This window comes from Microlunatus speluncae (assembly GCF_009299835.1).
GTDB classification, from domain to species: domain Bacteria; phylum Actinomycetota; class Actinomycetes; order Propionibacteriales; family Propionibacteriaceae; genus Microlunatus; species Microlunatus speluncae.
This window is the reverse complement of the sequence record NZ_VKCZ01000004.1, coordinates 284503-296384: the sequence shown is the minus strand read 5'-3', so window position 1 is coordinate 296384 and position 11882 is coordinate 284503. Positions and strand designations below refer to the sequence as shown.

11 protein-coding genes are annotated in these 11882 nt (G+C 69.7%); 3 read left to right on the top strand and 8 right to left on the bottom strand.

What is annotated here, in order from left to right; all coding sequences use genetic code 11:
• The first annotated feature begins 379 nt into the window (after positions 1-379).
• On the top strand, positions 380-787 hold the full coding sequence (locus FNH24_RS07715) for a VOC family protein (protein WP_152361564.1): 408 nt from the start codon (positions 380-382) through the stop codon (positions 785-787).
• Here FNH24_RS07715 and FNH24_RS07710 read toward each other — a convergent pair.
• The 8 genes from FNH24_RS07710 to FNH24_RS07675 form a co-directional block, all read right to left on the bottom strand.
• Complete coding sequence (locus FNH24_RS07710) at positions 778-1857, bottom strand: mannose-1-phosphate guanylyltransferase (RefSeq protein ID WP_152361563.1); 1080 nt, start codon at positions 1855-1857, stop codon at positions 778-780. The genes FNH24_RS07715 and FNH24_RS07710 overlap by 10 nt on opposite strands.
• Before the next feature lie 336 nt (positions 1858-2193).
• Positions 2194-2424, bottom strand: coding sequence for a hypothetical protein (locus FNH24_RS07705; RefSeq protein WP_152361562.1), 231 nt, complete (start codon positions 2422-2424; stop codon positions 2194-2196).
• 70 nt (positions 2425-2494) lie between these two features.
• Positions 2495-3523: a Gfo/Idh/MocA family protein gene (locus FNH24_RS07700; protein WP_152361561.1), complete on the bottom strand. Its 1029-nt coding sequence runs from the start codon at positions 3521-3523 to the stop codon at positions 2495-2497.
• Entirely contained in the window at positions 3516-4436 is a 921-nt protein-coding gene (locus tag FNH24_RS07695) for a sugar phosphate isomerase/epimerase family protein (protein ID WP_152361560.1), read from the bottom strand. The genes FNH24_RS07700 and FNH24_RS07695 overlap by 8 nt, the downstream gene beginning before the upstream one ends.
• A 16-nt stretch (positions 4437-4452) precedes the next feature.
• A complete protein-coding gene (gene iolD / locus FNH24_RS07690) occupies positions 4453-6357 on the bottom strand; it encodes a 3D-(3,5/4)-trihydroxycyclohexane-1,2-dione acylhydrolase (decyclizing) (RefSeq protein ID WP_152361559.1) in 1905 nt (634 codons plus the stop codon).
• Positions 6357-7382 carry a 5-dehydro-2-deoxygluconokinase gene (iolC, locus tag FNH24_RS07685; RefSeq protein ID WP_152361558.1) on the bottom strand — a complete coding sequence of 342 codons (1026 nt, stop codon included), beginning with the start codon at positions 7380-7382 and terminating at the stop codon, positions 6357-6359. The genes iolD and iolC overlap by 1 nt, the downstream gene beginning before the upstream one ends.
• A 128-nt stretch (positions 7383-7510) precedes the next feature.
• A complete protein-coding gene (locus FNH24_RS07680; protein ID WP_152361557.1) occupies positions 7511-8014 on the bottom strand; it encodes a GNAT family N-acetyltransferase in 504 nt (167 codons plus the stop codon).
• A gap of 17 nt (positions 8015-8031) precedes the next feature.
• Positions 8032-9537, bottom strand: coding sequence for an LCP family protein (locus FNH24_RS07675; protein WP_152361556.1), 1506 nt, complete (start codon positions 9535-9537; stop codon positions 8032-8034).
• 148 nt (positions 9538-9685) lie between these two features.
• On the opposite strand from FNH24_RS07675, the gene FNH24_RS07670 reads away from it, so the two are divergent.
• Together FNH24_RS07670 and FNH24_RS07665 are read left to right on the top strand one after the other, a co-directional pair.
• Positions 9686-10900: an LCP family protein gene (locus tag FNH24_RS07670; protein ID WP_246186792.1), complete on the top strand. Its 1215-nt coding sequence runs from the start codon at positions 9686-9688 to the stop codon at positions 10898-10900.
• Positions 10901-10982: 82 nt separating this feature from the next.
• Positions 10983-11864, top strand: a complete 882-nt coding sequence (locus FNH24_RS07665; protein ID WP_152361554.1) for an acyltransferase domain-containing protein — start codon at positions 10983-10985, stop codon at positions 11862-11864.
• Positions 11865-11882: the final 18 nt, after the last annotated feature.

The following is an 11882-nucleotide window of genomic DNA, read 5'->3' as shown; positions in this document are numbered from 1 at the left end:
CGAATCCGTCGATGACCTCACACCCATCGAAGTCGAGACCACCCACTACGCTGCAAGAAACCGTCTCATCCCGACCGGGTAGAGACACAAACCGAAGTACCCGGAAAACCCGGGGCGGTTCATTTCTCCACCACGGTCGACTTCCGCACACCCAACCAGCCCGCAGGCGCGCATTTCTCCACCACGGTCGACTTCCGCACACCCAACCAGCCCGCAGGCGCGCATTTCTCCACCACGGTCGACTTCCGCACACCCAACCCGACCCGCAGGCGCGCATTTCTCGACCAAGGTCGACTTCCGGAACCCCTGGCATGGAGGCTCGGGCTCAGGAGAGGGCTCGGAGCCGGGGACTGTCGGGGGTGGTTCCTAGGCTGATCGGATGACGGAACCACTGCTCCGGGCGGTCGACGCCGTGTCCGTCGCCGTCCCCGATCTTGATGCGGGGCTGGCGTTCTATCGCGACCGGCTCGGTCACGAGTTGATCTGGCGCAACGACGAGCTGGGGCTGGCCGGGCTGCGCTGCCCCGAGGCCGAGACGGAGATCGTGCTGGCGACGGGGCTGAGCTATGCCCCCAACTGGCTGGTCCGCTCGGCCGATCGGGCGGCCGCGGAGCTCGTCGGCGCCGGCGGTCGGATGATCAGTCCACCGGCCGACATCCCGGTCGGCCGGGTGGCCGTGGTCGAGGACCCGTTCGGCAATCCGCTGATCCTGGTCGACCTGAGCCGCGGCCGCTACCGTACCGACGACGTCGGGGCGGTCACCGGGGTCGACCCGGCTCAGGTGTAGTCGGGGCCCAACCGGGCCGACACCTCGGCGACCAGTTCCTTGATCCGGCCGGCCTCGGCCATCGGGCAGACCAGGGTGATCTGCGGGGTCTGCACGACCACGGTGTCGGTCATTCCCAGCATCGCGACCAGTCGCCCGTCCTCGCCGCGGTTGATCACCAGGTTGTCCCCGCCGTCGAGCACGAGGCTGAGCCCGTCGGTCGCGTTGCCGTGATCATCGGCCGGCAGCTGTCCGGCCAGCGCGGCGAAGCCACCGAGGTCCTGCCACTCGATCGGCAGCCCGACCGTGAGCACGTGGCCGGACGCCTCGCCGCGGGACACCGGTTCCATGATCGCGTAGTCGACGCTGATCTTGCGCAGGCCCGGAAACAGCTCGGCCAGCCGACCCGGTTCGGCGGCGATCGCCCGCACGGTCCGGTGGGTCTCCGGCAGCAGGGCCCGAAGTTGATCAAGGAAGGTCTCGGCCCGCCAGACGAACATGCCGGCGTTCCACAGATAGCGGCCGGTGTCGAGATACTTCTGGGCGGTCTCCCGGTCGGGCTTCTCGGCGAACGCCTCGACCCGGCACACCCCGGGCCGGCCGGCGAGCTCGGCGCCGCGTTCCAGATAGCCGAAGCCGGTGTGCGGCGAGGTGGGCACCACGCCGAAGGTGATCAGGGCGTCCCGGTCGGCCTCGGCGGCCGCGAACCCGTCCTGGAGCGCGGCGGCGAACCGGTCGACCGGGGTGATCAGGTGATCGGAACTGAGCACCGCCATCACCGCCTCCGGATCGCGCTCGACCAGGACGGCGGCCGGCCAGGCGATCGCGTTCAGGGAGTCGCGGCCCTCCGGTTCACCGAGGATGTTGGCCGGGTCCAGCTCGGGCAGCTGCTCGGCGACCACGTCGCGGTGCTCGGCCCCGGTGCAGACCAGGACCCGGTCGGCCGGCACCACCCCGGCCAGCCGCTCGTAAGCCAGGCGCAACAGGCTCTTCCCGTCGACCAGATCGAGCAGTTGCTTGGGCATGCCCCGCCGGGACAACGGCCACAGCCGCGTCCCCGAGCCGCCGGCCATGATCACCGCGTAACGCATCCCGCCAGCCTAAACACCCGCCGAGACGGCACGAATGCACGGGTTCTGTCGGCGTGTCGGTACGCCGGCGACACCTCGGCCGAGCAGCCGGAGCGTACGGGGTATCGGCCCCGATGCCGCGGGACGCCGGGGACAGCACCCCGGGCGCGCTTCACCGTCACCCTTGCTGGCGGTACGACCGTGATCGAACCCGATCAGAACGCGGGCGCCCCTGGCTGGGTGTGACTCGGCCGGTTCGAGTTCGCCGCCGGTACGGAGGGCTACGTGACCGCAGACGGCGCGGCCGGCCGGAGCTACCTGCGCACCATCACGGTGAAGTTCATCCCCGGCTGAATTTCAGTCCTCGTCGGACCGGATTTCCGGGCGCTCGCGGATCTGGTCATACCAATTGGCCTTCGCGGTCGGATGGCCCAACCAGACCCGACGACCGTTGGCCGCCCGCCGGAGCACCCATCGGCGCGGCGGGGTCGACTCCTTGGCCTCGTCCAGAGAGCCGTAGCTCCCCTGATCAACGCCGGACGGCTGATCAGTGTCTTCTTCGGCCGTCGTGTACAGATGAAACCTCATCTTCGAACCGTACTGGGAAATGGCCGAAAGTGCGCTGCCGCGGTCCGGACGAATGGGTGCGCAGTACCGCTCACGGACGTGGCTGAAGGTGAATCGGGACCGACTCGCCGGTCCGGACGGCCTCGACTCCGGCCGCACAGACCGCGGCCGCCGCGTAGCCGTCCCAGGCGCTCGGACCGTCGACGGTGCCCTGCCGGGCGGCGTCGACGAAGGCCTGCAGTTCGGTGCCGTACGCGGTCGCGAACCGCTCCACGAACCCGGGGGCGACCGGGCCGCCCCAGTGCCCGGCGCCGAGCGGACCGACCGTGCTGATCAGGCCCAGGTCGAGCCCGATCATGGCGCTGCCGGCCGAGCCGACCAGCTCGGTCCGGACCTGATAGCCGACGCCGGTCCGGGCGAAGATCTCCACCGTCACCACCTTGCCGGTCTCGGTGGTCAGCAGCACGATCATCGGATCCCACTGACCGTCCGGGGTGCCACGCTTCGCGGTCGGCTTGGTCACCTGGATCGCCGCGATCTCCTCGCCGAGCAGGAATCTGGCCACATCGACCTCGTGCACCACCGAGTCGGTGATCATCATCGAGGAGTCGAACTCGGGCCGGTTGTCCGGGTTGCGGTGCACGCAGTGCAGCAGCAGCGGGTCGCCGACGCCGCCGTCGGTGATCAAGGTCCGCAGCTTGACGTATTCGGCGTCGTAGCGGCGCATGAAGCCGACCTGGATCAGCCGGCCGGGCAGCGCCGCCTCCCGCCGCACGATCTCGTACGCCGACTCCGGGCTGGTCGTCAACGGTTTCTCGCACAGCACCGGGATCCCCCGGTCCAGGCAGGCCGAGACCTGCTCGGCGTGAAACGGGCCCGGACTCGCGATCACCACGGCGTCCACGTCGTCGGCGTTGATCGCCGCGATCGGATCCGGCTCCACCCGGGCGCCGGCCGCGCAGGCGATCGTGTCGGCCCGGTCCGCGGCGGCGTCGTTGATCACCGTCACCCGGGCGCCGTGCACGGTCCGGCTCAGCCGGTCGACGTGGAAGGCGCCCATCACTCCGACGCCGAGCACGGCGACCCGCAGCTCCGCCCGACCAGCAAGATCATCAGCCATGCTGGACGCCGATCTCGACCGCCGCGCCGCTGCAGCCGCGCAGATAGGTGTGGGTCCGGCGGGCGATCGGCAGTGGCACGTCCGGATCGCACGGATAGAGATCCTGCTCGACGATCGCGTAGAGATCGCGGCCGAGTGCGCCGGCGGCGTCCAGGATCGGGCCCATCGCGGGCAGGCCGTGCGGCGGTTCGATCATCACGCCGCGCTTGACCGCTTCCGGGAACGACAGGTCCTCGGCCTCGACCGCGGCGACCACCGCCGGATCGACCTGCTTCAGGTGCAGATAGCCGATCCGGTCCGGATACTTGGTGATCAACTCCAGATTGTCGCCGCCGTAGTAGGAGACGTGGCCGGTGTCCAGGCAGAGGTTGACCCAGCGCGGATCGGTGGCCTCGAGCAGCCGCTCGATGTCCGGCTGATAGCCGACGTGGCTGTCGGCGTGCGGGTGGAACTGCAGCCGCAGCCCGAACTCGTCGTCGATCCGGCGGCCCAGCTCGTCCAGTTGCCGGGTCAGCGCGTCCCACTGGTCGGCGCTGAGGGTCCGCTCCTCCAGCGGCTTGCCGGTCTTGTGATCACGCCACGGATCCGGGATCACGACCAGGTGCTCGCCGCCGACGTCGCGGGTCAGCGCGGCAACCTTCGAGACCTGGCTCCAGACGTCGTCCCAGCTGTCCGGCCGGTGCAGGTGCTCGAACACGGTCCCGGCCGACACCTTGAGCCCGTGCCGGGTGAGTTGATCACGCAACTGCTCCGGATCGCTGGGCAGATAGCCGTACGGGCCGAGCTCGATCCACTCGTAGCCGGCCGCGGCGACCTCGGTCAGGAACCGGTCGGCGGGCGTCTGCTCCGGATCGGCCGGGAACCAGACTCCCCACGAGTCCGGCGCGGAACCGATGATGATCTTCGACGACACTGGTGCCTCCTTCACGTTATTGCGTCGGCCGCAGGTAGGGATGCTGGGCCTTCTTCGCTTCGGCGTACTCGGCGTAGGCCGCTTGCGTGCTGTCCAGCTCGGACACCTCGCTGATCGGCACGTCCCACCAGGACTCCGAATCGGGTGAGCCGAGCATCGGGTCGGTCTCGACGTGGATCACCGTGGTCGACTCGGCCCGTTTGGCCGCGCCGATGGCGGCCTCGAGTTCCTCCCGGGTGGTCGCGGTGATCACGTGCACGCCGAGGCTGGCCGCGTTAGCGGCGAGGTCGACCTCGAGCAGGTTGCCGTCCAGCCGGCCGGTCTCGGTCCGGTGCCGATAGCGGGTGCCGAACCGCTGCGACCCGACCGACTCCGACAGCGCGCCGATCGAGGCGAAGCCCTGGTTCTGGACCAAGATCACGATCAGCTTGATCCCTTCCTGGACGGCCGTGGCCAGTTCGCCGGGCATCATCAGATACGAGCCGTCGCCGATCATCACGAACACGTCCCGGTCCGGGCAGGCCAGCCGCACCCCGATCCCGCCAGGGATCTCATAGCCCATGCAGGAGTAGCCGTATTCGACGTGATAGCCCTTCGCGTCCCGGGTCCGCCACAGCTTGTGCAGGTCGCCCGGCATCGAGCCGGCGGCACAGACCACCACGTCGCGCGGATCGGACAGCTCGTTGACCGCGCCGATCACCGCACTCTGGTTCAGTCGGCCGTCCTCCCCCGGTCCGGCCGCGTAGGCCGCGGTCACGGTCGCGTCCCACTCCGCCGCCAGGGCGCCGATCTTGCTCCGGTACGACTCCGGGACCCGGAAGTCGCCCAGCCGCTCGGTCAACGCCAGCAGGGATTCCCGGGCGTCGCCGACCACCTGCAGGCCGGCGTGCTTGATCACGTCGAGGGCCGCGATGTTGAGGTTGACGAACTTCACCCCGGGGTCGGCGAACTGGGTCCGGCTGGCCGTGGTGAAGTCGGAATAGCGGGTGCCGACGCCGATCACCACGTCGGCGTCGCGGGCGATCGCGTTGGCCGCGGTGGTGCCGGTGGCGCCGATCGCGCCCAGGCTCTGCGGGTGATCGAAAACGACGCTGCCCTTGCCGGCCTGGGTCTGGCCGACCGGGATGCCGGTCGCGGCGCACAGGTCGGCCAGAGCCTGCTCGGCGCCGGAGTAGATCACTCCGCCGCCGGCGATGATCACCGGTCGCTCGGCCGTGGCGATGATCTCCGCCGCCGTCTCGATCATGGAACGCTCCGGGGCCGGCCGGCGCAGATGCCAGACCCGGCGGGCGAACAGTTCCTCCGGCCAGTCGTGGGCCTGGGCCTGCACGTCCTGCGGCAGGCAGAGGGTGACCGCGCCGGTCTCGGCCGGGTCGGTCAGCACCCGCATCGCGTTCAGCAGCGCCGCCGGCAGCTGCTCCGGCCGCCAGATCCGGTCGAAATACTTCGACACCGGACGGAACGCGTCGTTGACGCTGACGTCGCCGGAGTCGGGCAACTCCAGCTCCTGCAGCAGCGGCGCCGCGTGCCGGGAGGCGAACGAGTCGGCCGGCAGCAGCAGCACCGGCAGTCGGTTGATCGTCGCCAGCGCCGCTCCGGTGATCATGTTCGTGGCGCCCGGCCCGATGCTGGTGGTGACCGCCCAGACCTGGCGCCGGTTCTTCATCCGCGCATAGGCGACCGCGCTGTGCACCAGGGCCTGCTCGTTCCGCCCCAGCACGTACGGCAGCGACGCCGGATCGGACAACTCGGCCTGCAGCAGCGCCTGGCCGACGCCGGCCACGTTGCCATGACCGAAGATGCCGAAGCAGCCGGCGAACAACCGCTCCTCGACCCCGTCGTCCTCGACATACTGGGCGCCGAGGAACCGCACCAGGGCCTGCGCCACGGTCAGCCGAAGGGATTTCGTACCCATGATCATCACTCCTCGTGGTGGGTGAGCCCGTCGACCCGGCCGGCATTCGGATCTCCGCCGGCGAGCAACACGTCGATCTCCGCGGCCGTCGGCATCGCGGTCGAGCACTCCAGCCGGGAGGCGACGATCGCCCCGGCCGCGTTGGCCCGCTGCAGCACCCGGTCCAGCGGCCAGCCGGCCAGCAGCCCATGGGCCAGCGAGCCGCCGAAGCCGTCGCCGGCGCCGAGCCCGTTCAGCGGCGTGATCATGATCGGCGGCGAGACCACGCGTTCGGTCCGGGTCTTGGCCAGCACGCCCTTCGGGCCCTGCTTGACGATGGCCAGCTCGACCCCGGCGTCGAGCAGCGCGTCGGCGGCCCGGTCCGGGTCCCGCTCGTCGACGGCGACCTCGCACTCCTCCAGGTTGCCGACCGCGACGGTCAGCTGCGGCAGCGCCCGCGCGATCTGTTCCCGGGCCGCCGCCGGGGAATCCCAGAACATGGGCCGGTAGTCCAGATCGAGCACCGTGATCGGCCGCCGCTGCCGGGCCTCCAGGACGGCGAAGTGGGTCTCCCGGCTCGGCTCCTCGCTCAGCCCGGTGACCGACAGCCACATCACGCCGGCGTCGCGGACGGCGTCGTAGTCGATGTCGGTGGTCCGGACCTGCAGGTCCGGCGCCGACGGCCGCCGGTAGAACCAGAGCGGGAAGTCGTCCGGCGGGAAGATCTCGCAGAACGTGACCGGCGTCGGGAACTCGGAGTTGGTGACCACGTGCCGGTCGTCCACCCCGAGCCGGCCCAGCTCCTGCCGGACGTAGCGCCCGAACGGGTCGTCGCCGACGCCGGAGATGATCGCCGACCGCCGGCCCAGCCGGGCGGCGGCGACGGCGACATTGGCTGTCGTACCGCCGAGATATTTGCCGAAGTTCCGGACCTGATCGAGGCCGACGCCGATCTCCCGGGGATAGATGTCGACCCCGCTACGACCGAAGGTCAGCACCTCTGTCCGATCGGGGGTCGGCTCCGCCGACGGCGCCACACGCTCCGAGCTCATGCATCTCCTTCGCGTAGCGGGCGCGATCCGACGCTATGCAGCCCGGATCACCGTGTCAATGAATTGTCCTGACAAAGCATGCCCTGTGGGCGCGGTGCCGATCAGCGGGCCCCTTCGTCCGCGGGTGATCACTCATCGTCCCCGTCCTTGCGGAAGGTGATCCAGGTGGGGCGATAGCCGAGTTGTTCGTACAGCCGGTGGGCCGGTTCGTTCCCGGCGTGCATGGTGAGGCGGATGGTGTGGCACCCGCGGGCCCGGGCCCAGTCGTCGAGGTCGGCGAGCAGGGCTCGGGCGATGCCGCGGCGCCGGGCGGTCCCGGTGACGATGATGTCGGAGATGTAGACCGACGGTTCGTCGAGCGCTTCGATGCCGCTGGTGGTCGGCGGCAGGAGCGCGGCGGTCAGGAAGCCGACGACCAGGGTGTCGAGTTCGGCCACCCGGACGTAGGAGTCGGCCGTGGGTACGAGCTCGCGGAAGCCGCCGCGCAGGGCATCGGCGGGCGGAGCCGGTCGGACGTCAGGGTAGCTGTCCGCGTGCCAGGTCATCGACTCCAGTGCGAGGGTGACCATCGCTTCGAGGTCGGTGTCCCGCCGGTCGCGGATGATCAACTCGGCTTGCTCTGGTCCCGGCACCGGCCCATTGTCTCGCGTCAGTCGACGGAACAGATCGCCTTGAGATCATTGGTTTCCTGCTGGTTCTTCTTCTTGGCGTCCGCGTTGTCCGACTTCGGCTTGTCGTCGTCGGCCTGCTTGGTCGCCTTGGGCCGGTCCGGCCGCACCGACGGCGGCGGGGTGCGCTGCTCCTTGGGCAGGTCGGCGTTCTCGGCCACCGCGATCCGGTTCTGCACCGTGGTCCGGATCACCCCGAAGTCGGGGTTGCCGGAGTGGATCAGCGGCGGTACGAACGCGACGCTGGCCACCGGGCGTTCCTTGGCCTTGAGCGAGAGATCGATCAGCTTGTCGATCTCCGAGGTCGGCACGTCGGTGGCGACGATCTCTTCGCCGGCCTTGGCGATCTCGTTGAACTTGGTCAGCACAGTCATCGGCTCGAGCTGGTTCAGCATTGCGTTCATCACGCACTTCTGCCGCGCCATCCGCTCGTAGTCACTGGCGCCCTCCCTCGACCGGGCGAACCAGAGCGCGTGATAGCCGTCCAGGTGTTGATCTTCACCCTTCTCGATCCAGCCGAAGATCCGGGACGTACCGCCGCCGATCGGCACCCGCTGACGTACGTCCAATTTGATCCCGCCGACCGCGTCGATCAGCGCCTCGAACCCCTTCAGGTCCACCATGGCGTAGTAGTTGATCTTCAGCCCGGTGGCACCCTCGACCGCCTCCTTGGTCGCCTGGACACCGGGATCCTTCACCCCCGGATACAGGTTCTGATGATCACTGGCGTAGGTGTAGACGGCATTCAGCAGGCAGGAGTGGTCGGGGCAGCCGAAGCCCTTCGGAAACTCCTTGTGCATCGGCGAACTCTCCGGGAACGGTACGTCCTCGAGGTTGCGCGGCAGGCTGAACAGCACGGTCCGGCCGGTCTCGGCGTCGATGCTCGCCACGGTCAGACTGTCCGGCCGCAGCCCGACCCGGCTCTTGCCGGCGTCGCCGCCGAGCAGCAGCACGTTGATCCGGCCGGCCTGTGCCTTGGTCTCGCCGCCGCCGCCGAACACCGCGGCGATCAAGGTGCGCTGCGAGGAGACGATCGAGGCGGAGGCGAACAGCGCGCCGCAGACCACCCCGATCAGCACCAGGTGGGCCAGCGCGAACCCGAGCCGGTGCCGCCGGGCCAGCTCGGGCGGTCGGGACAGCCGCCAGGCGTCGATCAACAACAGCGCCCAGGCGATGCCGATCACGATCAGCAGCACCTGGACCACCCGGAGCACCGGATCGGCGGTGAAGATGATGATCGCCAGCTTGCGCCAGACCAGGGCGAGCAGGACCGAGAGCGCGATCAGGCCCCAGAGCACCGCCCAGACCCGGAGGGCGATCCGACCGATCCGCTTGTTGCCCGCGGCCAGTTGAGCCGAGCCCGGCAGGATCAGGGTCATGCCGAGGAACGTCAGCCCGCGCCGGAGCTTGACCCGGTCGCCGGCCCGCTCCACCAGCGCGGGTGACGACCCGGATTCCGGGCGGCCGATCGGGGAGTTCTCCGTCACCTGATCCCTTCCTCGCCAAGGTTTCAGCTCGCGGGCAGATCGCCGTTCAGTATCCGGCCGAGGTCAGCCGAAAGCACGCAGGCGCGCCGGACCGTGCCCTCATCGGAGCCGGGTAGTCTCTCGTGTTATGCCGCCTAGCCAAGATGACATGGACTGGCTGTACGGCCGCGGCCGCAAGCCGGAATCGGAGCCGGAACAGACCCGTGCCATCAACCCGTTCGGGGACGAGACCGACCCCGGCCGACTGCCGGCGACCCCTCCCGGGCCGGTCCGGCCGGTGCCGGCCCCGCCGCCGCCCGGCCAGCGTCCCGGCGCCGGTCCCGGTCGTCCCGGCGGACCGGGTGGGCCCGGAGGACCGGGTCGGCCCGGCGGCCCCGGCGGCTCGGGGCGGCCCAAGAAGCGGCGCACCGGCCGGATCGTGGCCGGTGTCATCGTCGGCATCGTGGTGCTACTGCTGGCCGGCCTGATCGCCGGCCCGGTGTATGCCTGGAACCAGATCGAGCGGGTGGACAACGAACCGGCCGGCGAGCGGCCGGCCGAGCAGCCGGGCACCGCGATCCTGCTGGTCGGCTCCGATTCCCGGGAAGGCCTGACGCCGGAGGAACAGAAGCGGCTCGGCACCGGCGACACCGCCGGCAAGCGCACCGACACGATCATGATCTTGTACACCCCACCGTCGGGGAAGAGTGCGCTGATCTCGGTGCCGCGGGACTCCTACGTCACCGTGCCCGGCGAAGGCAAGCACAAGATCAACTCCGCGTATGCCTGGGGCGGCGCCAAGCTGCTCACCGAGACCGTCGAGCAGGCCACCGGGCTGCGGATGGACGGCTATCTCGAAGTCGGCTTCGGCGGCTTCGTCGACGTGATCGATTCGGTCGGCGGGATCGAGATGTGCATCCCGAAGGACATCAAGGACAAGAAGAGCAAGCTGAACGTGAAGAAGGGCTGCCAGCAGCTCGACGGGCCGACCGCGCTGGCGTACGTCCGGATGCGGTACAAGGATCCGCGCGGTGATCTCGGCCGGATGGAGCGACAGCGGGAGATGATCAGCGCGGTGGCCGAGAAGGCCGCCGGTCCGGGGACCTTCCTCAACCCGGTCCGCTACTGGTCGCTGCTCACCGCCGCCTCCGGAGCGGTCTCGCTCGGGAAGGAGACCACCTTCCCGGAGACGGTCAGCGCCGCCCTCGCGATGAGGTCCCTGACCGGCACCGGCGGGATCACGCTGACCGTGCCGATCTCGGACCCGAACAGATCGACCCCGGCCGGCTCGGCGATGATCTGGGACAAGGACAAGGCCAAGGCGCTGTTCGCCGACCTGGCCAAGGGCGACACCAGCAACCTGGACCAGTACGTCACCAAGTAGCCCCCTTCCTCACCGAGTTGTCAGAAGTGAGTAGCCCCCTGGCACAACTCAGTTCTGACAGGTCGGCGAGAATGGGCTGATCATGGAGACACCCGACTGGGTCACGGCATCGCTCGACTGGCTCGGGGTGCCGGCCGTCGAAGCGGCCGAGCTGGCCGATTCGTTCCCCGACGATCCCGGGATCCGGCGCGAGATCGTCGCTGCGGGTGAGGCGATCGCGGCCTCGATCGGCATCGACCGAACCCGCCCCAAGTTGATCGAACCTCCCGCCGAGTGGGGCGCCGCCGGCCGCTACTTCGTCGCGTACGCCTGCCTGTCGGTGATCGAGGAGGTCCGTCGTGATCATCGTGATCATGGTGTGCCGGACGCGATCTCGGCCCACTCACTGAACGCGCTCAGCCTCAACCTGGAACGGCACCGCCGGATCTACGGCATCGGTGGGCTGGACGGTCCGGCCTGGGTGATCGACGTCTGGCGCGGGCTGATCTTCCGCCTCGGCCGGCTGGACTACAAGCGGGAGCCGGTCGGACCCGTGGCCGGCGCGGCCAGTAGGCGGCCGGCCGAGCAGCCGGGCCTGAGTGTGCACATCCCGATCGGCGGCCGGCTCGACCCGGGTGAATGCGACGCCTCACTGGCCCGGACCGCCGCCTTCTTCCGGCGGCACTTCCCCGCCGAGTACGCCGGCCTGGACCTGATCATCGGCCACTGCCGGTCCTGGCTGATCGACCCCCAACTCGCCGATCACCTGCCGGTCACGTCCAACATCGTCGACTTCGGCCGCCGGTTCATGATCACCGCCGACGCCACCCCCGGTGACCGCGAGATCGTCCGCTGGGTCTTCGAGGCCGCCGACCCGACCGACCTGGCGGCGCTCACCCCGACCAGCCGCCTGGAACGAGCCGTCCTCGACCACCTCACCGCCGGCCACCACTGGAACATCGCCTTCGGCTGGCTCCACCTCTGAACAACCCCGACTTGTCAG

What these genes read in the sequence shown, in the direction of transcription:
- FNH24_RS07715 (WP_152361564.1), top strand. Translation starts at nt 380, where the DNA reads ATGACGGAACCACTGCTCCGGGCGGTCGACGCCGTGTCCGTCGCCGTC.
- FNH24_RS07710 (WP_152361563.1), bottom strand. Translation starts at nt 1,857, where the DNA reads ATGCGTTACGCGGTGATCATGGCCGGCGGCTCGGGGACGCGGCTGTGG.
- FNH24_RS07705 (WP_152361562.1), bottom strand. Translation starts at nt 2,424, where the DNA reads ATGAGGTTTCATCTGTACACGACGGCCGAAGAAGACACTGATCAGCCG.
- FNH24_RS07700 (WP_152361561.1), bottom strand. Translation starts at nt 3,523, where the DNA reads ATGGCTGATGATCTTGCTGGTCGGGCGGAGCTGCGGGTCGCCGTGCTC.
- iolD (WP_152361559.1), bottom strand. Translation starts at nt 6,357, where the DNA reads ATGATCATGGGTACGAAATCCCTTCGGCTGACCGTGGCGCAGGCCCTG.
- iolC (WP_152361558.1), bottom strand. Translation starts at nt 7,382, where the DNA reads ATGAGCTCGGAGCGTGTGGCGCCGTCGGCGGAGCCGACCCCCGATCGG.
- FNH24_RS07670 (WP_246186792.1), top strand. Translation starts at nt 9,686, where the DNA reads ATGGACTGGCTGTACGGCCGCGGCCGCAAGCCGGAATCGGAGCCGGAA.
- FNH24_RS07665 (WP_152361554.1), top strand. Translation starts at nt 10,983, where the DNA reads ATGGAGACACCCGACTGGGTCACGGCATCGCTCGACTGGCTCGGGGTG.